We start from the raw sequence: 23,021 nt of genomic DNA, 5'->3' as shown, positions 1-23,021 counted from the left end.
AAAAGAACGAAAAACAGGAGGGACTGATGCACGGCGGCCAGGCAACCGACGGTTCGTCGATCACACCGAGCTACGTCAGCGGAGGGTCGATGACGCCCCTCCTGGGCATGACGATCGGCGACTGCTTCGATGCCACGGTCCGCGCCCACCCCGATCGCCTCGCTTTGGTGGTGCGGTCTCAAGGCGTCCGATGGACGTACCGCGAGCTTGCCGCGGTCGTCGATCGCTTCGCGAGCGGCCTGGCTTCGCTCGGTCTCGTCGCGGGCGAACGCGTTGGCATCTGGTCGCCCAACAACGCCGAATGGGTGGTCACGCAGTTCGCCACCGCAAAGCTCGGATTGATCCTCGTCACCATCAACCCCGCCTATCGTCCGCAGGAGTTGGAGTACGCGCTGCGAAAGGTCGGATGCGCGGCGCTAGTCACAGCGACCGCGTTCAAGACGAGCGACTACATCGGCATGCTCCGTCAGATCGCACCGGAGATCGCGACGGGCATTCCGGGACGATTGAACCTTCAGAAACTGCCGGACCTGCGCACGATCATTCAGATCGGCGAGACGACGACTCCAGGCCTGCTTTCATTCGAGGGCGTCTGCCGCCGCGGCTCGACTGCCTCTCCTCCGCGCGTGAAGCTACGTTTCGACGATCCGATCAACATCCAGTTCACCAGTGGCACGACCGGCGCTCCCAAAGGCGCGACGCTGACCCATCACAACATCCTCAACAACGGTTACTTCTGTGGGCAAGCCCTCGGCTTCGGTCCCGATGACAGGCTCTGCATTCCCGTTCCCTTTTATCACTGCTTCGGAATGGTCCTGTCCAACCTGACCTGCATCACGCATGGCGCGGCCATGATCGTCCCGGGCGAAGCCTTCGATCCGCTGGGCGTGCTCGAGGCCGTCCAAGCCGAGCGGTGCACGGCGCTGCACGGCGTCCCGACGATGTTCATCTCGATTCTGGAACACCCCACCTTCTCCAGTTTCGATCTGTCGTCGCTCCGCACCGGCGCCATGGCCGGCGCTCCCTGCCCGGTCGAGGTCATGCGTCGCGTGATCGGCGAGATGGGCATGGGCGAAATCACCATAGCGTACGGCATGACGGAGACGAGCCCGATCAGCTTTCAGAGCGATCGGGGCGATCCCCTGGAACGGCGCGTGTCAACGGTCGGCCGCATCCAGCCGTACGTGGAAGTGAAGGTGATCGACGAAGCCGGCGACATCGTCCCGCGCGGCATGCCGGGCGAACTCTGCACGCGCGGCTATTCGGTCATGCGAGGCTATTGGGACGACCCGGACAAGACCGCGCAGGCGATCGACGCAGCCGGCTGGATGCACACGGGCGATCTCGCCACCATCGACGCCGACGGCTATTGCAACATCACCGGTCGCATCAAGGATCTGGTGATCCGCGCCGGCGAGAACATCTATCCGCGCGAGATCGAGGAATTCCTGTATCAGCACCCGAAGGTGCAGGATGTCCAGGTATTCGGCGTTCCGGACCCAAAGTACGGCGAGGAGGTCTGCGTCTGGATCCGTCTCAAGGACGGGCAGACGTGCGACGAAGAAAGCATCCGATCCTTCTGTCGCGAGGCGATCGCCCACTACAAGATTCCGCGCTTCATCCGCTTCGTGGACGCCTACCCCATGACAGTGAGCGGCAAGGTTCAGAAATTCATCATGCGGGAAGCGATGGTGCGAGAACTCGCGCTGCAGGAAATCCGCACGGCGTGATCGCATCGCCTCAAATAGAAGGGCCCTTCAATGATCAACCTTTACACATGGCCGACCCCGAACGGTCACAAGGTCCAGATCATGCTCGAGGAAATCGGCCTGCCCTACACGGTGCATCCGATCGACATTACTCGCGGCGCGCAGTTCGATCCGGATTATCTGGCGCTTAATCCCAACAACAAGGTGCCGACGATCGTTGACGGCGACGGTCCGGACGGCGCCCCGATCACGGTGTTCGAGACGGGTGCGATCCTCATATATCTCGCGGAGAAGACGGGCCGCTTCATGCCTTCGGACGCGCGCGCGCGATGCGAGGTGATGCAATGGCTCATGTGGCAGATGGGAGGGCTCGGCCCGATGCTCGGCCAGGCACAACATTTCCATCGCTACGCCACCGAGAAGGTGCCGTACGCGATCGAACGGTACACCAACGAGGGCCGACGACTGCTGACCGTGATGGAGCGAAGGCTCGACGGGCGCGACTATCTGGCCGGAGAGTATTCGATCGCCGACATTGCCTGCTTCGCCTGGGTCCGCATCCACAAGATGGCCAACCAGAGCCTCGACGACCTGCCGCGGGTCTCGCGCTGGTATGCGGCCATCCGCGCCCGGCCGGCAGTGGAGCGGGGTATCAAACTGTTGCTGGATCAGTGGGTCGACGTGACGAAGAGCGAGCAAGCGCGGACGAATCTCTTCGGCGGTCCGCAGTACGCGTCGGGCGCCGCCAGATCGCCCGGAACCAACTAGCCATGTCCACAAAAGTCACCCTCTACGTCGATTACCGCAGCCCGTTCTCCTATCTCGTCAAGGAAGAAGCCTACGCGCTCGCACGAGATTTCGATGTGACACTGCTCTGGCAACCCTTCACGATTGACCTTCAGGGAGCTTACGGCGGCGAAGTCGAAGAGAGGACCGACCGAGACTGGCGCAAGGTTCGCTATGCCTACATGGACGCGCGGCGGCTTGCTGCGCGCCGCAATTGGATCATCCGCGGTACAACTAAAATCTTCGACCCTACGCTCGCGCATACGGGAATGCTGCTCGCGTCACAGACCGACGAATCTGTATTCCGTTGCTATCACGATACACTCTGCGAGCGCTTTTGGCGCAGAGACCTCGACATCGAAGACGCGGGAGCGATCAGGAGCCTCCTCATCGAAGCAGGCGCGGAAGGCCGCGCCTTCGACGAGTTGATTTTATCCGGCGAAGGGGTCCGCCGATGCCGGACGATCGCTACGGAAGCCGAAGAGCGGGGTGTCTTCGGTGTCCCGACATTCGTGCTGCAGGAAACCGGCGAGCTTTTCTGGGGCAGCGATCGGGTCTGGCTGCTGCGCGAGCGACTGTCGGGGACCGGCAGTCAGCCGCGTTGTCAGAATGGCTGTCAGAATGAAATCTGAGGGTTCGTGCTAAGCCATTGAAACACTGGAGCGGGTGAAGGGAATCGAACCCTCGTATTCAGCTTGGAAGGCTGCTGCTCTACCATTGAGCTACACCCGCATCTCGCGTTCACCTAACACGGTCGGGCGGCGGTCTCAACCGCCCCGGACCCTTCTTTCCCACCTCGTGGGCGGACTTGTTCCAGGCCCTCGGCCCTGCCCCTTAACGACGGCTGGATTTCGCCCTATATTGGGCGTCCCGAAACCAACGAAAGGAGGTGATCCAGTGTCTCTTACCAAGCGCTGTCACCTCGCTGGGATCGCCCGCTAAGCTCCAGATGGAGGTTGGCATCGGGGCGCTCTCAGCCCTGGACCAGCGAGCAAGAAATCGGGCGCGACGGGGCCTCCCCGCCGCGCCTTTTTCTTTGGAAATTGCCTTGATGGGGAGGTCGGCCCGATGGCGGCCGGTTCAGTTCGCGCGAAGTCGCTCGCGCAGTGCAACGGCGGCGATCAGCGTACCGACGCACCAGGCCAAGGCGGCGCGGTGAGGTTCGCCGCCGAGCAGCACCGTGAAGATGCTGGTCAGCAGGCATGGGACGATTGCCTTGCCGGTCCGGCTCGCGAGCGAGAGCAGGAATGGCAGCGCGGCCATCGAAACTTGCAGGACACTCATTGTCGCGCGTCACTTCGGCCGGAAGGTTCTAGAAGCCACTGACACCCGGTGCACGCGGCTGCTTGCCGCGGCGGCTTTCGACGATCCGCTCGCCGCCGTTCTCGGCCGAGCTGCCGTAGTAGCGATGGTGGCCGGACTGGTCGTGCAGATCCGCTGCGTCGGACTTTCCCGCCCGACGCGCGTCGCAGATGATCTTGATGGTCGACATGGCCGCCTCCGAAGTGTTCTTGGTGGCCATCAGTCGCGCCAGTTTCGGGCGCCGTTCACACCTTTGGGCCGCAATCGGGTTTCCGGAAGGTTTCGTCGCCGGGCCCGGGACGCAATATTTTCCGCAGCCCATTGTCGGCCGCGACGGTGGTGATACGTCCTTTGGACGCGCGCAGCAAAAATCAACGAGGTGACGATGCTTTACGCCATCCTGGCCTATCACGTGGAAGACGAGATCCTGTCCTGGACGCCCGAGACGGACGCCGCGGTCGTGGCCAAGGTCATCGAGGTTCAGGCTCCCTTGCGGGCAAGCGGACATTTGGGGCCGGCCGCCCGCCTGGATGAGACCCGAAAGGCCCGCACCTTGCGCGGCCCCGGCGCAGGCATGGTGCTGGACGGCCCGTTTGCCGAGACCAAGGAGCAGCTTCTGGGCTTCCACCTCGTCGAATACGATACGGATGAAGAGGCGCTCGCCGCGGCGCGGACGCTGCGCCAGGTCAATCCGACTGCGGTCTACGAAATCCGACCGGTCAAGCTTTACGTGCCGGCCGACGGGTTCGGTGCGACGACATCGAAGGAATGACCGTCTGGCCTACGAGTCCGCTCCGGTCGGCGCCGCGTAGAAGCGCTGGATCAGGAGCCCGCCGAAGGCGATGAACCACACGAAGGGTGCGATGTGCGGGGCAAACGCCGCCGCGATCGTGCCCGGGATGAACACCAGCAGCGGAAACAGCGATGCCATGAGTTCCTGGCGCCAGCTCCCCAGGATCACCCACCACAGCCAGGCGTTGAGGCCGGCGATCGCGGTCAGGTTCAGGCCGTAGAGCACGGCGACCGAGCTGCTCATGGCGTAGTTGGTGTAGAGGCCGTTGGTCACAGGCAGCAGCACGATCGACAGCAGGAAAAACAGATTGAGCATCACCGCACCGCGGCTGCCCACCGGCTGGCGCGCCAGCCGCCGGTGATGGCTGATCCAGAACACGCCGGCGATGATGAAGCTGAGCGCAAAGCCCGCGAGCTTGCCCGAATAGACCCGGGCAAGATCGTTCCAGTCGGGCGCGCCGGTGAACACAGCCGCCTTCGGCAGGTCGTAGGCGAGCAGCGTCATGGCAACGCCAAAGATGGTGTTGCTGAGCGACTCCAGCCGCCGCATCTCGAACTGCTCGGGCCGGGGGTCGGTCATGCCGGGTGTGCGCTTTTCGGGCTGGAACTTCGGGCCGTCTTGTCCCTAGGTCTTAACACCGGTTCCGTCCAGCCGCATTGCGATTCGCACCGCGATAGCCGACTCTCACCCTTTCACCCGGGGCGATTCGTGGCGACATATCTGGAGACGCTCAATGCGGAGCAGCGCCGCGCCGTGGAGCATGGCGTGGCCGATGGTGCGACCGTGGGCGCGCCCCTGCTCGTCATCGCCGGCGCCGGCTCCGGCAAGACCAACACGCTGGCCCACCGCGTCGCGCATCTGATCGTCGCGGGTGCCGACCCGCGCCGCATCCTGCTGATGACGTTCTCGCGCCGCGCCGCCGCCGAGATGGCCGGCCGGGTCGAGCGCATCGCCCGGAAGGTGCTCGGGGAGAACAATGCCGCGATCATGCGCGACGCCTTGAGCTGGGCCGGCACCTTCCACGGCATCGGCGCGCGGCTGCTGCGCGAATATGCCGAGCGGATCGGCGTCGATCCCGCCTTCACCATCCACGACCGCGAGGATTCCGCCGACCTGATGAATCTGGTCCGGCACGAACGCGGCCTGTCGAAGACAGAGAGCCGCTTCCCCGCCAAGGGCACCTGCCTGTCGATCTACTCGCGCTGCGTCAATGCCGAGATGGAGATCGAGAAGGTGCTGGGGGTGCACTATCCCTGGTGCGCCGGCTGGGCCGCCGAGCTGAAGGGCCTGTTCGCGGCCTACGTCGAGGCCAAGCAGGCCCAGCACGTGCTCGATTACGACGACCTGCTGCTCTACTGGTCGCAGATGATGAGCGATGCGCTGATTGCCGATGAGATCGGCGGCCGCTTCGATCACGTGCTGGTCGACGAATATCAGGACACCAACCGCCTGCAGTCCTCGATCCTGCTGGCGCTGAAGCCTGACGGGCGCGGCCTTACCGTGGTCGGCGACGACGCGCAATCGATCTACTCGTTCCGCGCCGCCACCGTGCGCAACATCCTGGATTTTCCGCAAAGCTTCTCGCCCCGCGCGGAAATGATCACGCTCGACCGCAACTACCGCTCGACGCAACCCGTGCTGGCGGCGGCCAACGGCGTCATTGGGCTGGCGCGCGAGCGCTTCACAAAAAACCTCTGGACCGACCGCACCTCGTCGCACAAGCCGCAGCTCGTCACCGTGCACGACGAGGCCGACCAGGCGCGCTACATCGTCGAGGAGGTGCTGGCCAACCGCGAGCAGGGCGCGCTGCTGAAGCACCAGGCGGTGCTGTTCCGGACGTCCTCGCATTCGGGCCCGCTGGAGATCGAGCTGACCCGCCGCAACATCCCGTTCGTGAAATTCGGCGGCCTGAAATTCCTCGACGCCGCCCACGTCAAGGACGTGCTGGCGCTGTTGCGCTTCGCCGAGAATCCCCGCGACCGCGTCGCCGGTTTCCGCATCCTGCATCTGTTGCCGGGCATCGGGCCTGCGACCGCGCAGCGCGTGCTCGACCAGATGGCCGAGAGCACCGATCCGCTCGCTGCGCTCGGCCAGCTCCCGGTGCCGCCGCGCACGGGCGCGGACTGGACCGACTTCGTGCGCACGGTCGAAAATCTGCGCTATTCGGAATGGCCGGTCGATCTCGAACGCGTGCGGCTCTGGTACGGGCCCCATCTCGACCGCATCCACGAGGATTCCGAGACGCGCCGCGCCGACCTGATGCAGCTCGAGCAGATCGCCAGCGGCTATGCCTCGCGCGAGAAATTTTTGACCGAGCTCACGCTCGACCCGCCCGATGCAACCAGCGACAAGTCCGGGCCTCCCTTGCGCGACGAAGACTATCTGATCCTCTCGACCATCCACTCCGCCAAAGGCCAGGAGTGGAAGTCGGTGTTCGTGCTCAACGTCGTCGACGGCTGCATGCCCTCCGATCTCGGCGCCGGCACCAGCGCGGAGCTCGAGGAGGAGCGCCGCCTGCTCTATGTCGCGATGACGCGCGCCAAGGACGACCTGCACCTCGTCGTGCCGCAGCGCTTCTTCACTCACGGCCAGGCCGCCAAGGGCGACCGCCACGTCTACGCTTCGCGCACCCGCTTCATCCCGGAATCCCTGGTCCATCTGTTCGAGCGCACTGCCTGGCCGAAGGCCGCAGCGGGCGCGGGCCGCACCGCGGCGCAAGGACCGAAGATCGACATCGGCGCGCGGATGCGGGGGATGTGGCGGTAGCGCCGGGGCTAGGCGTTCAGCCTGTCGAACTGGACCTTGCCTGCCTTCATCACCAGCGGAATGCGCTCGCCCTGACCGAGCAGGCAGGCCACATCGCGCAGCGGATTGCCGTCGACCACGAGCAGGTCCGCAATGGCTTCCGGCGCGATGCGGCCAAGCTTGCCCTCCATGCCGAGCACCTCGGCACCGATCAATGTCGCGCTGGCGATGACGGCGCGCGGCCCGAGAATCTCGGCGCGAATGCGGAATTCATCGCTCTGGAGGCGCTGGGAAGGTCCAAGCAGGTCGCTGCCAAATCCCATTTTGACACCGGCATCGCGGTAGATCGCGAGCGAACGCAGGCCGGCGTCGCGGACATCGGCGATCTTGGCCACGCTCTCCGGCGGCAGGCCATATTGGGCGCCCTCGTTGGCCAGCGCCTCGTAGGTGACGAGCGTCGGCACCACATAGGCGCCCTTCTCTGCCATCAGGCGCGCAGTCGGTTCATCGACCAGATTGCCGTGCTCGATGGTGCGCACGCCGCAGCGAACCGCGCGTTCGATGGCGGCAGCGGTGTAGGCATGGGCCAGCACATAGGTCTGGCGTCCGCGTGCCTCTTCGACGATGGCGCGAATTTCGTCCTCGGAGTAGCCGAAGGCGCCGACCGGGTCGGTCGGCGAAGCGACGCCGCCGGAGGCCATGATCTTGATCTGGTCGGCCCCCATCTGGAGCTCTTCCCGCGCCGCCCTGCGCACGCCATCGACACCGTCGGCGAGGCGCGCCAGGGCGCCGACGCGCACGCAGCACGGACATGGTGCATCGCTCGCCAGATAATCCGACCGCGCCCGCATGTCACCGTGGCCGCCGGTCTGACTGAGCGCACGGCCGGAGACGAACAGCCGCGGGCCGTCGGTCAGCCCGGTTTCGATCGCCTGCTTCAGCGCATGGCCGGCGCCGCCGGCATCGCGCACGGTGGTGAAACCACGCCGCAGCATGCCGCGCAGCAACAGCGTCGAGCGCAGCGTCACCAGCACGTTCGGCATGTGGACCTGCTGCGCCAGGTTGAGCTCGACCGCCACCGCATGCACATGCAGGTCGATCAGGCCGGGCATCAGCGTCTTGCCCTTCAGATCGATGGTACGATCGGCGGTGACATGGAGCGGCCGGTCCGAGATCTCCTTGATCGAATTGTCCTCGACCAGCACGTGATATCCCTCCAGCAGGTCCGGCTGAAGCGGATCGAGCAGAGCGGCATTCTTGAAGAGGGTACTGGGCATGGTCGTTTCCTGTCTGGTCAGGACCTGTCGGTCGTCAGCAACGCGGGCAGCGCGAGCTGGGCGAATGGGAGACACGCGGCGACGTCGTCCTCGCCGTACCAGCCCGCCTCGTGGAGCAGGTTGAGCGAGCCGAGCGTACGCCCGCGCCAGCGCACGGGCATGTTGAGCACGCTCTCGCAGCCGAGCGTGGCGATCAGCTCGTGGTCGGAGAACACCATGCGCAGATCGTCCTGGGTGCGGCCGATATAGGCCTCGCCGCGCTCGAGCACGGCCTCGGTCCACGGGCCCGGCACGAGGCGCTTGCGTCCGCCGGTCGGATACGGGCCCGGGAGATTGGAATAGACCCGCGCCGCTTCACCGCTGTCGCCGTCATAGGTCAGGATCGTGAACAGCTTGTGCCCGATCGCCGACTTCACGGCCTGGTCCAGCGCCGCGAACAGCGCACCTGGTTGATCCGCCCTGCCCTGCGCCGCCGCGACGGCACAGAGCAACGGATCGGCCTGGCGTTTCACCTGCGTCATGCAACCTCACCCGCCGCAATCTCCTCCAGCGAACGGCCGCGCGTGCGAACGCCCATGAGCACGACGGTCACCGCCCCGAGCAGCAGCACGGTGGTGGTGACGCCGAACACGCCGGCGAAGCCGAAATTGGGATAGAGATAGCCGACCAGGATCGGCGAGACGATCGCCCCGATCCGGCCGATCGCGGAGGCGAGCCCGGCACCGGTGGTCCTGACCGGCGTCGGAAACACCTCCGCGGTATAGGCATAGACGCCCGCATAGGTGCCGTTCATGAACAGGGACAGGAAGATTCCCGCCAGCATGATGTGCTGGTCGCTCTGCGCAAAGGCGAGCCCGAGCGCGCTGGCGCCGCCGAGCACCATGTAGGACGCGATCGTCGCTTGCCGGCCGATGCGCTCGTTGAAATACGCGGCGCTGAAATAGCCGGGAATCTGAGCGCAATAGATCGCGATCGAATAGGCGAAGCTCTTGGTGATGCTCATTCCGTTCTGGACCAGCAGGCCGGGTATCCAGACGAAGAAGGAATAATAGCTGAAGGTGATCGTCAGCCACATGATCCAGGTCATGATGGTGATGCGCGCCTGCCGGCCTGCGAGGAGCGCGGCGAAATTGGCGAGCAACGTTCCGGTCGCACCCTGCGGCGCGACGGCTTCGACCACCGGCTGCGGCAGGACATAGCCCTGGCGTGCAAAGCCCGCCTCGATCCCGTCCAGCAAGGCTTCGGCTTCCTTCTCCCTGCCCCGGCTTTCCAGCCAGCGCGGCGATTCCGGCAGCGCCCTGCGCCACCACAACAGCATGATGACCGGCACCGCGGTGATGACCAGCACGATGCGCCAGCCGTTCTCATAAGCGGGAACGATGAAATAGCCGAGCAAGGCCGCCGCGACGAAACCGAAGGAGAAGAAGCCCGCCAGGGCACCGGTGAAACTGCCGCGGTAGCGCCGCGCCACGAACTCGGCAAGATACGGCGCGATGATCGCGCTCTCCGCGCCGGTGCCCATGCCTGCGACGACGCGGGCGGCGAAGAAAGACGGCCATGCATCGACCATGGCGCTCGCGATGGACGCCGCGCAATAGAGCGCAAGTGCAGACATCATCACCGCGCGGCGGCCGATCAGGTCGCCCAGCGTCCCCGCCAGCAACGCGCCGAACAGGAAGCCGATATAGGTGCTGCTGCCGAGCACGCCGATCTGCACGCTCGACAGATTCCACGCCGTGCGCAGCACCGGCAGGATGAAGGCCAGCACCGCCGCGTCCATCGCGTCGAACATGTAGCCGAGCCCGCCCATCAGCAGCAGATGCTTGTGGAAGCGTGCGAACGGAAGGCGCTCGATGCGCGCCGATATCATCGACATGAAAGTCCCCTCAGTCTGGCGGCCCGGCGCACCGCGTGTTCCTTGGGAACCATAGACAAGGTGACATTATCGTCATAATTTATAATCATGATCTAATATATCACCATGGTGAATGTTCGTGTCGTTCCGCGCGCTCGACCTCAACCTCCTGAAAGTCTTCGAGGCGCTGATGACCGAGGGCAGCGTCACGCGCGCGGCTAGCGCGCTGACGATGACGCAGCCCGCGGTCAGCAATGCGCTGGCGCGGCTGCGCGACGCGCTCGGCGATCCCCTGTTCGTGAGATCCGGTACCGGAATCCGTCCCACCCAGCGTGCCGTGGTGCTGTGGGGGCCGATCGGCGAGGCACTGGAAAGCGTGCGTGGCGCACTCGACGAGCAGGTGTTCGATCCCGGCCGCGCGCAGACCGAGTTCAGCCTGTCGATGTCGGACTACGTCTCCTCGCTCGTGATGCCGGATCTCCTCAGCCATCTCGGCAAGGTCGCGCCGAAGGCGCGGGTCCATACCGTCCCCAACACCATCCTGGAGATCGCCGACCAGCTCGAGGACAACAGGGTTGACTGCGTCATGAGCGTCTATGTCAACGAGGCGCAGCAGCCGGCGGCCATTCGCTCGCGCTCGCTGTGGACCGTGGACTATGCCTGCTTCATGCGGCGTGGCCATCCGTTCGCGGGCATGAAGCGGCTCAGCACGCGCGCTTTCCTCAACGCGGGACACGTCGATGTCAGCCTCGCGGGCAAGACCTTGCCGTCCTACGACCTCTTCCTCGCCTCGCGCGGGCTGTCGCGCAACCTGGTCGCGACCGTCAATCACTACAGCGCCGCCTACGAGGTCGTGCGCCAGTCCGACCTCATCGCCGTGCTGCCGAGCGACCTGCGCTCGCAATCAAGGCATGCGCCGTTGCTGCATGCCATGTCGCTTCCGCTCAAGGCGCCGCCGCGCATCGTCAGCCTGTTCTGGCACCAGCGCAACGACACCGTGCCGGCGCAGCGCTGGCTGCGCGAAACGCTGGTCGAGATGTTCGCCAGATCCGATTGAGCCCGCCGGTGCGGTGAAAAACCGGAAACCATGCCTTTCCCGGAGCAGCATTGTCGAAACGGCCGTCGCGCCCTAGCTGCACAGCAAACAGTTTCCTCCCACAGGACGGACGCCGCTTGCGCCCGACAGAGAACTTATCAATGACCGCACCGCTTCAATTCGGACTGGATACTTTTGGCGACGTCACCAGGGACGCCTCCGGCGCCATGCTTGCCCACGCGCAGGTGATCCGCAACGTGGTCGACGAGGCGGTGCTGGCCGACGAGATCGGCCTCGACTTCATCGGCCTCGGCGAGCACCACCGCGCCGACTTCGCGATCTCCTCGCCGGAGACCGTGCTGGCCGCTATCGCGTCGCGCACCGGGCGCATCCGTCTCGGCTCGGCCGTGACGGTGCTGAGCTCGGACGATCCGATCCGCGTGTTCCAGCGCTTTGCCACGCTCGACGCGCTCTCGAACGGGCGCGCCGAGGTGATCCTCGGCCGCGGCTCGTTCACCGAATCCTTTCCGCTCTTCGGCTTCGACCTGCGTTCTTACGAGGCGCTGTTCGAGGAGAAGCTCGATCTTTTCGCAGCCCTGTTGTCGCAGCAGCCGGTGACCTGGGAGGGCAAGCTGCGTCCACCGCTGCGAGATCAGCTGGTCTATCCCCCAGTCGAGAACGGCACGCTGAAGACCTGGATCGGCGTCGGCGGCAGTCCGCAATCGGTGGTGCGCGCCGCGCATTACGATCTGCCCTTGATGCTCGCGATCATCGGCGGCGATCCCGCGCGCTTCGCCCCCTACGTCGATCTCTACCACCGCGCGTTCAAGGAGTTCGGCCGGCCCGCACAGCCGATCGGCGTGCATTCGCCCGGCTACGTCGCCGACACCGACGAACAGGCGCGCGAAGAGCTATGGCCCGACTACAAGGCGATGCGCGACCGCATCGGCAAGGAACGCGGCTGGCCGCCGATGGGCCGCGACGAGTTCATCAGCGAGGCCGAGCACGGCTCGCTCTATGTCGGCTCGCCGGAAGCGGTCGCGCGCAAGATCGCGAAGACGGCAAAGGCGCTTGGCGTCTCGCGCTTCCAGTTGAAGTATTCGGCGGGCCCGCTACCTCACGAGAAGCTGATGAAGAGCATCGAGCTTTATGGGCGGAAGGTGGTGCCGATGGTGCGGGAGATGATGGGGTGACCGGGCCTGGCGTGTTTTGATTCACGTCAAGCCGTTTAGCCGCGTTTCCCGGCTAGAAGGAAGCTCCCGCACAGATCACGCGAGAGTTCAGGCAATGCCATCTCTTCCAAGGAAGCCCAGGCAAGGTCGCCCCAGGAAAGCGCAAGCAAAGCCCGTCAGGCGCAAGACGGCGGCGCGCGCGCAAGCACTCAAGCTCAGTCCCGTCGAAAGATCGCTGGTGGAGCAATCGTCCGCGGGCGCGCTCGAGACAGAACTGGCGGCGCTGGACAACGTCCTCAATGGTTTCCCCGCGTTACCGCCCGACAGCGACCCCGTCCAGGCCATGCTCACAGGCGCCGCGCCGGATGACGCCAGGCGTCTTCAGGCACTTCTGGTCGGCAAGGAAAGCAAACGTGCGAAGCGGCAGACCAGCGACGAACTCGCCGAGGACTGGCGGTTGGGCGGCTACCCCTACAAATCCCGTATGTTTCGCCGCGACTATGAGGAGCAGAAGTTCGTTCTCCAGACCGAGCTACTGAAGCTGCAGAACTGGATGAAGGAGACCCGACAGCGACTGGTCCTGCTGTTCGAGGGCCGCGACGCCGCCGGCAAGGGCGGCGCCATCAAGCGCTTCATGGAGCATCTCAATCCCCGTGGAGCCCGTGTCGTGGCCTTGGAGAAGCCGAGCGACGTCGAGCGCGGCCAATGGTATTTCCAGCGCTACGTGCAGCATCTGCCGACGGCAGGCGAGATCGTGCTGTTCGACCGGAGCTGGTACAATCGTGCCGGCGTCGAGCGCGTCATGAACTTCTGCTCGCCCGCAGAGTACGATGAATTCCTGCGCCAGGTTCCGGAATTCGAACGCAACCTCGCACGCAGCGGCCTGCATCTCATCAAGTTCTGGTTCTCGGTCAGCCGCGAGGAACAGCGGCGGCGCTTCAAGGAGCGTGAAGGTCATCCGCTGAAACAGTGGAAGCTGTCACCGATCGACCTCGCCTCGCTCGACAAATGGGACGACTACACGCGGGCAAAGGAAGGAATGTTCTTCCACACCGACACCGCGGACTGCCCCTGGATCGTGATCAAATCCGACGACAAGAAACGCGCACGGCTGAACGCGATGCGCTACGTGTTGCACGCCATGCCGTACGCCGGCAAAGACACCAAACGCATCGGTATGGTCGATGATCTCCTGGTCGGGCGCGCGAACGTGATCCACGAACGCGAAGAGCACACAAGATAGGACGAGAACGCGATCAGGCCGACTGCGCCTGTTAGCTGCGTTCAAACCGCTCGGTACATGTCTTGCGCTGACATTCTGCTCGCTTACCCAGCCGTAGCTCGCGAAGCGAGCGAAGGCTGGTGGGGGAGGCAGGACTCGAACCTGCGAAGCCATGAGGCGGCTGATTTACAGTCAGCTCCCTTTGCCACTCGGGACACTCCCCCGCTCGACGGCAGCACAATCGGCCGGACCTTGCCGGCGGACCGAAGACGGCCATGGAACGTGAAGGCCGCGACAGCCCGGATGGGGGCGCGACCGGGCGCGGTTATCGGCGAAGCCGTGGGGTAAAGTCAACCGAGGCGAACGGTTAAAATCGCCTTCGAAGCCACCCAAATTGCCATATTCGGGGACCCATGACACAAGCAAGCCCATGAAGGATCGAAAATTCATCCCCAGGGGGCCCCGTGGAGGGGCTAAGCCCTTCAACAGACCGGGTAAATCGGCCGGCCGGCCGGCTTGGCGCAATCGCGATTCGGACACCGACGGGCCTGTCATCCTCTATGGCTGGCACACGGTCACCATGGCGCTCGCCAATCCCGCGCGACAGATCCGCAAGCTGACCCTGACCGAGAACGCCGCAAGGCGCCTTGCGGACGAAAACATCGAAACCCGCATCACGCCCGAAATCGTCCGGCCTCAGGAGATCGACCGGCTGCTCTCGCCCGACGCCGTGCACCAGGGCCTGCTTGCCGAGGCAGATGCTCTGCCCTCGCCCGACATCGAGGACTTGGAGCAGGACGGCATGGTGCTGGTGCTCGACCAGATCACCGACCCGCACAATGTCGGCGCGATCCTGCGCTCCGCCGCAGCGTTCGCGGTGAAGGCGATCGTCACCACCGCGCGCCACAGCCCGGAGGCGACCGGCGTGCTGGCCAAGGCCGCCTCAGGCGCGCTGGAGCTGGTGCCCATGGTGACGGTGCAGAATCTCGCCCGCGCGCTCACCGAGCTGAACGAACGCGGCTTCCAGACCGTTGGCCTCGATAGCGAAGGCAGCGCGGACCTCTCCGAGGTCGTCCTGCGCGAGCCACTCGCGCTGGTGCTCGGCGCGGAAGGCAAGGGCTTGCGGCAATTGACCCGCGAGACCTGCAGCGTCGTGGCACGGCTCGACATGCCCGGCGAGATCAAGAGCCTCAACGTCTCTAATGCCGCCGTGCTCTCGCTCTATGTCGGCGCGAGCCGCCTCGGGTTGATGAAGCGGTAGGGCTTTTTCGAGCGAAGTGGATACCGGTTCGCGCAAGGAAAACACGTCAAAGCAAGAATCTCAAACAAAACGCCCGTCCGCATCGCGCGGACGGGCGTTTCGTCATTCAAGCGATCAAGCGATCAGTAGTAGCGGCGCAGCACGCGGTGGCCGCCGTAATACGGCGCATGGCGAGGAGCGTAGCCATAGCGCGGACCGTAGCCGTAGTGCGTGCGCGGCAGATAGCCGGCGCGCGGGCCGTAGCCATAGCGATACGGACGATAGTACGGCCGACGATAGGGATAGGCCCCCGGCGCTGCGACCGCGGCGGCGCGATAGCCATAGCCGTTTCCATAGCCATAGCCGTGGCCGTAGCCGTAATTGGCCGGCGCGACGACCGCGTCTTCACGATAGGTCGGATACGGCGCGAAGGCGCCCGGGCCGGTGTAGGTCGGGCCCTGGTTGACGTAATAATACTGCGTGGTCGGCTCGGCGAGACGCTCATAGGCGCCATAGCCGTAGCCGGCCCCATAGCCGCCGCAACCGGTGTTGCAGCCGGAATAAACCGGGGCAATCGGCTGGCACGGATTGAAGCCGCAGGCCGCGGCGGGCGCGGTGGCGACGAACATCACGGCAGCCGCCGCGACCAGTCCCGAAATCATCTGACGCATTACTCTCTCCTGTTGATTTCCGTTTGTTGGATTTTGTCGTTTCTTAACCCGGCGGCTTGCCGGGCATCTCTGCACGCGGCCGCGGCCGAGGACGCCGCGGATGGTCGTTGATCTCGGGCGCGAGGATCACCGGCGGCGGATCGACCGGCACATCCATCTGTGGCGGCAGCGGCGCGGATGACGCGCCCCAGCTCTGGTGATAGCTCTCGGCGGGCTTGGGCAATTTGCGCTTCGCGGGCGGCTCGACCTCGAGCCGGCCATAGCCGGGCCGGAGGCCCATGGTCGGATAATAATGGCCGACGTCCGTGGGTTGCCGCTCCTCGATATAGCGCCCGCCATAGATCGTCGGCTGCACCTGAACGTTCTTCCCCAGGCCCCAGGTCCCCTCGATCACGGCATAGGACGCGTCGATGTTGTTGATGATGATGGGCACACCCGGGCGGCCGGGAACGACGATATCGAAGCCGCCGCCGGCAAACGCCGTCGCTGGCAGTCCGATCACAAAGGCAGCAAGCGCCAGAGCGCGCATGAGAGGATCCCGGTTATCCGGCGACAACCTACCCGACCGCGACGTAGAGAGGGTTAAGGCCTGCTCACCAAATGCCGGTAAGCCTAATGCGCAAGGATCGCACGCCGCTCAAATGCTGCAAAGCGAACTAGCGAAGCATTAACACCGCCGGACTCTCTCGCCGGAACAATGCCGCGTGCTCACATCCGTTTGACCATCCAGCAGTGGAAATCAGCGGGTTTCACCGGAACGTCCGCGGCCCCCGGTATTTAGCCCCCGTCAACAAAACGGGAGCCAGACAACATGAACATCAAACTTCTCGGAGCCACGGCGATTGCGGCGACCATGCTGGCAGGCGCTGCCATGGCGCAGACGGTGACCACCAATCCCGGCCGCTGCGCGGCGCAATTTCCCAACGCCAATTGCCAGAACGCCGGGCCGGGAAATCCGTATGCCGATAGCGGCTATCGCCATCGCCGGGTGTCCTATCGCCAGACCAATGGTGACTGGGATAACGACTGGAACAGGAGCCGCACCGGCTTCTGGCCGACCGACGTCGCAGCCGGCGTGGCGGGCGCCGCAATCGGAACGGCGGGCGCGATCGCAACCGCTCCATTCCGCGGCTGGGACAACAGCTACGCCTATGACAATTCGTGGGATAATCGCGGCTGGGACAATCGGGGGTGGGACAATCGCACCTACGCCCAGCGCAACGGCTTCGTCTGCACGCCCGGCACCTGGTTCAAGGGCGCAGACGGCCGCCGCCACATCTGCCAGTAAGGCGATTTGAACCGAGCGCAACAGATCAGGCGGCCCTCGGGGCCGCCTGATTCTTGTCTATGAGAAGGACCGCGGGTTCTGGCACTTTCCAATCAAGTCTGGTATTGCGGCGCGCACGGGCGGACAGCCCCCGGCGGACGCCGGTCCCTGCCCGCTCCTCCAAGCCTCGCCGGCTTAGCTCAGCGGTAGAGCAGCGGTTTTGTAAACCGAAGGTCGGGGGTTCAATCCCCTCAGCCGGCACCAGCTTTGACCCGCAACGCTCATTCCGATGTCTTTGGCGCGCTGCTTTGCTGGAGATGCAGAGCGCCGGTGATCTCCACCCAGACATGTTTCGACTGTTCGAAAACCGATCGCATGGGAGCCGGATAGTTCGGAGCCGCGATCGCGCCGACCGCAACGCCGATCATCGCTGGCAGATTATCGGCCTTCCAATAGACTGTTGAACCACAGTCGGGACAAAAATAGTTGCGAACCTTGCCGCCGCTTGCGGCTGTACGGACGTATTCCTTCGGCGTTCCCGAGATCGTGACGGCCTCCATCGGATAGAAGGCGCCGACACCGAACGGCGCACCTGTTCGTCGCTGGCAGTCAATGCAATGGCAGGCAACGACGAGGCTTGATGGCCCCGGAAGCGACAGCGCAAGAGCGCCGCAATTGCATCGGGCGTCGATCATCGAAACTCCTTCCTCGTTCGTTGGCCGACGGGTGCTTCAGCCCGGATGGAGCGGAGCGCAAATCCGGGACGGTGTTCGCCCTCACTCCTTCCCCACCTCGAACGCCAGCAGCACATTGCCGGCAACACCGCTCCACTGGCCGTAGCCGGAATTGGTGTAGAGCATGCCGCCAGCGATGATCGGCCCGGGGCCGTCGATCGCGCCGCCGTGAGCGGGGACGCCGTTCACAGCCGTATAGTCTCGCGCGGTATCGAACTCCCACAGCAGCTTGCCGTCGGCAGTGGCGTAGGCGCGCAGGAAGCCGCTGACGCCGCCGGAGAACACGACACCGGGGATCAGGCTTACCGCCGCCGACAGCGCGGGGCTGCATTGGAGACGATCGCCGCAGGCGACGGGAGACACTTCCATCGCAATTTTCCCGCTGGCGAGATCGACGCCGAACAGGCCGCCACCTTGTGTAGAATCCAGTTGCCGCGTGCCGTCGCGCAGGAAACGCACGTCGGAGTTCGCGACATAGATGCGGTCCTGGTCGGCGGCCGAGCCCCATTCGCTGCCGCCGAGCGCACCGCCCTTCCCGATCCGCGTCTGCCACAGGATCTTGCCGCCATCGTCAGGGTCGAGCGCATGCACGACACCGGACTTCTGCGCGATGGCAAGAACTCGCCTGTCGTCGCGCAAGGTCACGAGGATCGGCGACTGGCCGAAATCGTGATCGGGCCCGTGATCCTCAGGACAATTGGTCTTGTCCGCGGCATAGCACGCCACGATGAAGGCGTCCTTCGGGGTCGCCTGCTGCTTCCAGAGCAGCTTTCCGGTCGCAAGCTCGAACGCGAGGATCGCATCGGCGGTTGCGGCCGGCGGATTCGAGTAGGAATTGCTGGTCGCGACGTAGACGGCGTTGCGCTTCGGATCGATCGTCGGTGCCGACCATACCGCGGCGCCGGACGGGCCGAACAGCTGCGTGCCTCTGGTATTCTTGCCGGTCGGATGCGGCACCTCGGGGATCGTGTAGGCCTGCCACACCAGCTTGCCGGTCACGGCCTCCAGCGCCACCACGCTGCCGCGGAAGGTGCAGCATTCGTAACTGGCTTGCGAGCCGGCGGCCTCCTCGAGCGAGGACACCGGCACGTAGAGCACGCCGGAGTGCAGCGTCGGCGCGCCGGTGATGCGCGCGGCCGGATGCTCCTCGACCTTCGTCTTCCAGATCAGCGCGCCGGTCAGCGCGTTCACGGCATAGGCATTGGCGCGCAAATCGCCGAAGAAGATCGCGAACTGATCGGTGCCGGGAACCGGCGCGAAGCTGATCGCGGCGCGCACCGCGGCATCGGTCGCCAACGTCCACAGCGTGCAGCCGCTTCGCGCGTCAAGCGCGTGCACCTTGCGGTCAGTGCCGCCGATGAACAGCAGGCCGCCGACGATGGTCGGCGGCGCAAAGGACACCGAGGCGCCGGGAAAGGCGTAAGCCCATTTCAGCCGCAGACGCGGCACCTCTTCCGCGGTCAACCCGGCCATGTCGGACGGCTGGAAGCGGCTGTTGGCAGCATCGACGCCCCATCCGTTCCAGCGTGGACCATCGAGCGGTTGCGGAAAGAAGCTGACCTGCTGCGTGCAGCGTCCTGCCGCGTCGGCTGCGACGCCGCCGGTCGCGGCCTTGCCGGTCACGAAGGCAGCAATCGCGCGGCGTTCCTCGTCGCTGCGCTCCTTCACCATCGCCGCCATGCCGCCGGAGGTCAGTGTCCCCAGCACGTGATCGAACGACATCGCCTGCATGGCACTGCGGGTCGGCACACGGCTTTGGGCATCACCGCCATCGTGACATTGGGCGCAATGGCTTGCGTAGAGCGCGCCGCCGTCCTGCTGCGCCAGTGCCGGCGCGCAGCACCAGATCAGCATGGCCACGACCACAACACTCGGTCTCATGGTGTGCTCCGGAATCGTCACGGCAACGCGAGACGGCTTGATGCAATCCAAAGTGTAGCGCAGCGGCGATCGCCGAAGCAACGGAGGCTCCGCCTGCGTCCGTCACATCCCCGTGGCAATGCGGACGCGATCGGGCAATTCATCGAGCCGCCAAAGCCCGAGGCTCTTGTCGCGCCAACCGCCGCCGCCCTCCTCGCACCCCTCATTGATCAGTTCGCGCGGCACCGGCCAGTTGAACGGCGCCGTCTCCATGTTCAAGGCACGCCAGTCGCCGTCCTCGCAATCGCGATTGCCGGTCCATTCGGGAAACGTCGTGACCAGCAGGAAGCGCGCGCCGCTCGCACGAAAATTCGTGATGGCGCGGGCAATGTTGTCGAAGCTCAGATGAACCAGGCAGTCACGGCACAGGATCAAATCGGCAGTCGGCAGCTCATCACGCGTGATGTCGGCGACGCGGAAGCGGCCGGCCAGTTCGCCCCGCGCCGTGCGCTCGCGATTGGCCTCGATCAGCGACGGCACGATGTCGATGCCGGTGTAGTCGAGATCGAGCTTCAGGCGGCCGATCCAGCCCGCATCGCCGCAGGGCGCATCGAGCAGCGAGCGCGCGCCGAGCCGTTGCAGCAGTGCGGGAAGCGCCTCGCCGATCGCGGCGGTCGCGCAGTCCTCCGAGCCGAGGCCCGACACCGAAGTGGCCGCGCCCCACAGGTTTGTCCGCTCGATCCGCTCGAACCGCGCGGCGAGATCGAGGCCCGCGAAATTGTCGCGGTCGGCGACGAACCGCTCATGGGCAAGCACGGGTGGACGATTGGCGGTCATTGGACAGGACGCTAGTCGAAATTCCGGCGCAGCCGCACTATACAGGCAAAGCGAGCTGTCCGAAATCGTCCGAAGCGAACTCGCTCAAATCACCCGTCTCGTCCGGACCACATGCGCCCCACCACAACAAAAGAAAAGGCCAGGATCGCCGCTGGCGCGGCGACGGCCATCATCATGACGGCCGTGCTGCTCGTCATCGCGCTTGCATTTCTGCTGGCGCGGTAGCTATTGCCGGCGCAACGGATGGCCGCCGCCGCGCAGACTACGCGGCGCGCACCGTGCGGAGGAATTTTCCGACTTCGTCCTTCAGCCGGTTGCTGTCGGTCGCCAGCATCTTGGCGGTGGAAAGCACCTGCGAGGAGGCCGAGCCGGTCTCGGCCGCGCCGCGCTGCACGTCGGTGATGTTGGTGGAGACCTGCTGGGTGCCGTGCGCGGCCTGCTGCACGTTGCGCGAGATCTCCTGGGTCGCAGCGCCCTGCTCCTCGACGGCCGCGGCGATGGTCGAGGACACCTCCGAAAGCCGCTCGATGGTCGCGGAGATGTCGCGGATCGCGTTGACGGATTCCTGGGTCGCGGTCTGGATGCCGGAAATCTGCTGGCTGATCTCGCCGGTCGCCTTCGCGGTCTGCTCGGCCAGCGTCTTCACCTCGGAGGCGACGACCGCAAAACCGCGGCCGGCCTCGCCGGCACGTGCCGCCTCGATCGTGGCATTGAGCGCCAGAAGGTTGGTCTGGCCGGCAATGGTGTTGATCAGCTCGACGACGTCGCCGATGCGCGTCGCCGCGACCGAGAGCTCGCTGACGCGCTCCGTCGTCGTGCGGGCCTGGGTGACGGCTTCGCCCGCCATCCGCGCGGATTCCTGCACCTGCCGGCTGATCTCGTTGACGGAGGAGGACAGCTCTTCCGTGGCGGTCGCAACCGACTGCACGTTGCCGGTGGCTTCACCCGAGGCGAGCGCGACGACCGACGTCAGTTCCTGCGCGCGCTGCGCCGTGGTGGCCAGTGTCGAGGACGATGCCTCGAGCTCGGTGGACGCCGAGCCCACCGTCTCGATGATCTCGCCGACCGCGCGCTCAAAGCCGTCGGCAAGGTCGACCATGTCGCGCTTGCGCTGCTCGGCGGCCTGTTTCTCAACTTCGACCTGCGCGGCCTTGAGGCGCTCGACCTCGAGTCCGTTGGTCTTGAAGATTTCGACCGTCCTGGCCATGTCGCCGATCTCGTCGCTGCGGCCCTTCTCGGGCACATCGAACTTGAGATCGTTGCTGGCGAGCCCCTCCATGGCAAGCTTGAGCCGGGCGATCGGCTGCGACATCGCCTTGAGGCCGATGAACAGTGCAATCGCGATGCCGACGATCAGGCCACCGGCGCTGACGCCCATCACGGTCGAGGTCGCGGATTTGGCGTCGCGCTCGATAGCTTCCTTGCGCTTGGCGACCGCTTTGGCGGTCTCGCCCGTAAACTTGACGATGCGCGCCAAGGCCGCGTCGATCAACGGATCGCACTCCTTGTGCGCCCGGGCGGCGGCCTTTGCGTTCTCTTCCGGGTTGCTCGCTTGCGAGCCGGCCTGGAGCACCGGGTCGCAACCGCTGAACACACCCTTGAGCTGGTCGCCGATGCCCTTGATGTCGCTTGCGCGTGCCGGATCGTCCTGCTCCGCTGCGGCCAGGAATTGACTGATCTCGTCACGATTCTGGGCCGCGGTCTTGAGGCGGTTGGCGTTGCCCGCCTCCGTCGCCTCGGTGAAGACCGCATAGAGCGCGGCATGATAGGTCTCGGCACGGCGCTGGGCCCGCGTCAGGTTGAGCGCCGAGGATTGCAAGGCGGAGAGTTCGGCGAAGCCGTCGACGGTCGCGGAGAGTTGGCGCGTACCGAATGCGGCGACGGCGACGAGCGCGCATCCCATCACGGCCACGATCAGCGCGACCTTCCACACGATCTTCAGATTGTTCAAAAAGCTCATCACAGCCGTTCCGCCGACGCATAATCCCAGCAACGGGCATTGGAACCAGCGGACGTTAAGATTTGATGCCAAATGCCGCGGGTAGTCTTACGGAAAACTAACCAATTGGAGTTTTGGCGTAAGCTTTGCGTCAGCTTCAGCCTGTTTTCAGGGCGCAATCAGGCATCGGCGGCCGGAACCGGTCGCCGGCGTCGGCAGTTGTCGGCCCATGCGGATCAGGGAAGAAAACCGAAACATGTTTCTGCTGGCGACGGTGACGCTGTGCTGCGGCGCCTTGGCCGGCGCAGTTGCGCTGCTCGAACCGGCACCCGGGCCCGCTCCGGCAAGGCAGATGGCTGAGAGGGCGGCGATCGACGTGACCGCTCCGACGCCGGTTCGGGTGGTCGGGGCGCCGTTCGAGCCCAACCTCAATCCGCGAGAGCGGTAGCGCTCACCTCGGCGAGACTTCCGCGGCCTCATCGGGACGGCGTTGGGCGCGCGCCAATTCCTCCGCGAACGCGATCACCTCCGCCCGTTTGTCGGGCGACAGCAACAGGAACGCGCGGACGAGCCTCA

The 23,021-nt window shown here is 65.1% G+C and carries 23 protein-coding genes and 3 tRNA genes; 12 read left to right on the top strand and 14 right to left on the bottom strand.

Annotated elements, in window-relative coordinates:
• Window positions 1–26 precede the first annotated feature (26 nt).
• From JQ572_RS32375 to JQ572_RS32365, 3 genes are read left to right on the top strand one after another with little or no spacing between them, the layout of a single operon-like run.
• Complete coding sequence (locus JQ572_RS32375) at window positions 27–1,730, top strand: AMP-binding protein (RefSeq protein ID WP_211386891.1); 1,704 nt, start codon at window positions 27–29, stop codon at window positions 1,728–1,730.
• Window positions 1,731–1,760: 30 nt separating this feature from the next.
• On the top strand, window positions 1,761–2,477 hold the full coding sequence (locus JQ572_RS32370) for a glutathione S-transferase family protein (RefSeq protein WP_166468948.1): 717 nt from the start codon (window positions 1,761–1,763) through the stop codon (window positions 2,475–2,477).
• 2 nt (window positions 2,478–2,479) lie between these two features.
• Window positions 2,480–3,127, top strand: a complete 648-nt coding sequence (locus JQ572_RS32365) for a DsbA family protein (protein ID WP_211386890.1) — start codon at window positions 2,480–2,482, stop codon at window positions 3,125–3,127.
• 26 nt (window positions 3,128–3,153) lie between these two features.
• Here JQ572_RS32365 and JQ572_RS32360 read toward each other — a convergent pair.
• From JQ572_RS32360 to JQ572_RS32350, 3 genes are all read right to left on the bottom strand, one after another.
• A tRNA-Gly gene (locus tag JQ572_RS32360) sits at window positions 3,154–3,227 on the bottom strand.
• A 348-nt stretch (window positions 3,228–3,575) separates the two neighbouring features.
• Window positions 3,576–3,779, bottom strand: coding sequence for a hypothetical protein (locus JQ572_RS32355; RefSeq protein WP_211386889.1), 204 nt, complete (start codon window positions 3,777–3,779; stop codon window positions 3,576–3,578).
• Window positions 3,780–3,807: 28 nt separating this feature from the next.
• Entirely contained in the window at window positions 3,808–4,017 is a 210-nt protein-coding gene (locus tag JQ572_RS32350) for a hypothetical protein (RefSeq protein ID WP_249129608.1), read from the bottom strand.
• Window positions 4,018–4,182: 165 nt separating this feature from the next.
• Here JQ572_RS32350 and JQ572_RS32345 point away from each other — a divergent pair, with 165 nt between their 5' ends.
• Window positions 4,183–4,569 (top strand): YciI family protein, encoded by a 387-nt coding sequence (locus tag JQ572_RS32345; RefSeq protein WP_211386888.1) that lies wholly within the window; start codon window positions 4,183–4,185, stop codon window positions 4,567–4,569.
• A gap of 9 nt (window positions 4,570–4,578) precedes the next feature.
• Here the strand turns inward: JQ572_RS32345 and JQ572_RS32340 are convergent, their stop codons facing one another.
• A complete protein-coding gene (locus tag JQ572_RS32340; RefSeq protein WP_211386887.1) occupies window positions 4,579–5,169 on the bottom strand; it encodes a TMEM175 family protein in 591 nt (196 codons plus the stop codon).
• A 129-nt stretch (window positions 5,170–5,298) separates the two neighbouring features.
• Between JQ572_RS32340 and JQ572_RS32335 the strand changes: the two genes are divergently transcribed.
• A complete protein-coding gene (locus tag JQ572_RS32335) occupies window positions 5,299–7,356 on the top strand; it encodes an ATP-dependent helicase (RefSeq protein ID WP_211386886.1) in 2,058 nt (685 codons plus the stop codon).
• Window positions 7,357–7,364: 8 nt separating this feature from the next.
• Here JQ572_RS32335 and JQ572_RS32330 read toward each other — a convergent pair whose 3' ends face one another.
• From JQ572_RS32330 to JQ572_RS32320, 3 genes are read right to left on the bottom strand one after another with little or no spacing between them, the layout of a single operon-like run.
• Entirely contained in the window at window positions 7,365–8,612 is a 1,248-nt protein-coding gene (locus tag JQ572_RS32330) for a metal-dependent hydrolase family protein (protein ID WP_211386885.1), read from the bottom strand.
• Window positions 8,613–8,629: 17 nt separating this feature from the next.
• Entirely contained in the window at window positions 8,630–9,133 is a 504-nt protein-coding gene (locus JQ572_RS32325) for a GAF domain-containing protein (protein ID WP_211386884.1), read from the bottom strand.
• Complete coding sequence (locus JQ572_RS32320; protein ID WP_211386883.1) at window positions 9,130–10,488, bottom strand: MFS transporter; 1,359 nt, start codon at window positions 10,486–10,488, stop codon at window positions 9,130–9,132. The genes JQ572_RS32325 and JQ572_RS32320 overlap by 4 nt, the downstream gene beginning before the upstream one ends.
• A gap of 112 nt (window positions 10,489–10,600) precedes the next feature.
• Between JQ572_RS32320 and JQ572_RS32315 the strand changes: the two genes are divergently transcribed.
• The 3 genes from JQ572_RS32315 (at window position 10,601) to ppk2 (ending at window position 13,918) form a co-directional block, all read left to right on the top strand.
• On the top strand, window positions 10,601–11,524 hold the full coding sequence (locus JQ572_RS32315; protein WP_211386882.1) for a LysR family transcriptional regulator: 924 nt from the start codon (window positions 10,601–10,603) through the stop codon (window positions 11,522–11,524).
• Window positions 11,525–11,664: 140 nt separating this feature from the next.
• A complete protein-coding gene (locus JQ572_RS32310; RefSeq protein ID WP_211386881.1) occupies window positions 11,665–12,696 on the top strand; it encodes an LLM class flavin-dependent oxidoreductase in 1,032 nt (343 codons plus the stop codon).
• Between the two features lie 94 nt (window positions 12,697–12,790).
• Window positions 12,791–13,918, top strand: a complete 1,128-nt coding sequence (gene ppk2, locus JQ572_RS32305) for a polyphosphate kinase 2 (protein WP_211386880.1) — start codon at window positions 12,791–12,793, stop codon at window positions 13,916–13,918.
• Window positions 13,919–14,035: 117 nt separating this feature from the next.
• Here ppk2 and JQ572_RS32300 read toward each other — a convergent pair.
• Window positions 14,036–14,121: transfer RNA gene (locus JQ572_RS32300), tRNA-Tyr, on the bottom strand.
• Between the two features lie 206 nt (window positions 14,122–14,327).
• Between JQ572_RS32300 and rlmB the strand changes: the two genes are divergently transcribed.
• Entirely contained in the window at window positions 14,328–15,158 is an 831-nt protein-coding gene (rlmB, locus tag JQ572_RS32295) for a 23S rRNA (guanosine(2251)-2'-O)-methyltransferase RlmB (RefSeq protein ID WP_211386879.1), read from the top strand.
• A gap of 122 nt (window positions 15,159–15,280) precedes the next feature.
• Here the strand turns inward: rlmB and JQ572_RS32290 are convergent, their stop codons facing one another.
• Together JQ572_RS32290 and JQ572_RS32285 are read right to left on the bottom strand one after the other, a co-directional pair.
• The gene (locus JQ572_RS32290) at window positions 15,281–15,808 is read right to left on the bottom strand and encodes a hypothetical protein (protein ID WP_211386878.1); all 528 of its coding nucleotides are present in this window, start codon (window positions 15,806–15,808) and stop codon (window positions 15,281–15,283) included.
• 43 nt (window positions 15,809–15,851) lie between these two features.
• Window positions 15,852–16,337 carry a hypothetical protein gene (locus tag JQ572_RS32285; protein ID WP_211386877.1) on the bottom strand — a complete coding sequence of 162 codons (486 nt, stop codon included), beginning with the start codon at window positions 16,335–16,337 and terminating at the stop codon, window positions 15,852–15,854.
• A gap of 282 nt (window positions 16,338–16,619) precedes the next feature.
• On the opposite strand from JQ572_RS32285, the gene JQ572_RS32280 reads away from it, so the two are divergent.
• Complete coding sequence (locus JQ572_RS32280; RefSeq protein ID WP_211386876.1) at window positions 16,620–17,096, top strand: hypothetical protein; 477 nt, start codon at window positions 16,620–16,622, stop codon at window positions 17,094–17,096.
• A 168-nt stretch (window positions 17,097–17,264) separates the two neighbouring features.
• Window positions 17,265–17,339, top strand: a tRNA-Thr gene (locus JQ572_RS32275).
• A gap of 17 nt (window positions 17,340–17,356) precedes the next feature.
• Here the strand turns inward: JQ572_RS32275 and JQ572_RS32270 are convergent.
• The 4 genes from JQ572_RS32270 to JQ572_RS32255 all read right to left on the bottom strand — a co-directional run bounded on the left by JQ572_RS32270 (window position 17,357) and on the right by JQ572_RS32255 (window position 22,466).
• Window positions 17,357–17,770, bottom strand: coding sequence for a GFA family protein (locus tag JQ572_RS32270; RefSeq protein ID WP_211386875.1), 414 nt, complete (start codon window positions 17,768–17,770; stop codon window positions 17,357–17,359).
• A gap of 81 nt (window positions 17,771–17,851) precedes the next feature.
• Window positions 17,852–19,690, bottom strand: coding sequence for an outer membrane protein assembly factor BamB family protein (locus JQ572_RS32265; protein ID WP_211386874.1), 1,839 nt, complete (start codon window positions 19,688–19,690; stop codon window positions 17,852–17,854).
• Between the two features lie 102 nt (window positions 19,691–19,792).
• Window positions 19,793–20,506 (bottom strand): class I SAM-dependent methyltransferase, encoded by a 714-nt coding sequence (locus JQ572_RS32260; RefSeq protein WP_211386873.1) that lies wholly within the window; start codon window positions 20,504–20,506, stop codon window positions 19,793–19,795.
• A gap of 262 nt (window positions 20,507–20,768) precedes the next feature.
• Complete coding sequence (locus JQ572_RS32255) at window positions 20,769–22,466, bottom strand: methyl-accepting chemotaxis protein (protein WP_211386872.1); 1,698 nt, start codon at window positions 22,464–22,466, stop codon at window positions 20,769–20,771.
• 208 nt (window positions 22,467–22,674) lie between these two features.
• Between JQ572_RS32255 and JQ572_RS32250 the strand changes: the two genes are divergently transcribed.
• The gene (locus JQ572_RS32250) at window positions 22,675–22,893 is read left to right on the top strand and encodes a hypothetical protein (protein ID WP_211386871.1); all 219 of its coding nucleotides are present in this window, start codon (window positions 22,675–22,677) and stop codon (window positions 22,891–22,893) included.
• The last annotated feature ends 128 nt before the right edge of the window (window positions 22,894–23,021 follow it).

Origin of the sequence: Bradyrhizobium sp. SZCCT0153 (assembly GCF_018129995.1) — a bacterium.
Classification (GTDB): Bacteria; Pseudomonadota; Alphaproteobacteria; order Rhizobiales; family Xanthobacteraceae; genus Bradyrhizobium; species Bradyrhizobium japonicum_G.
Note: the sequence above shows the minus strand (reverse complement) of the source record. Positions and strands in the feature narration are given on the sequence as shown.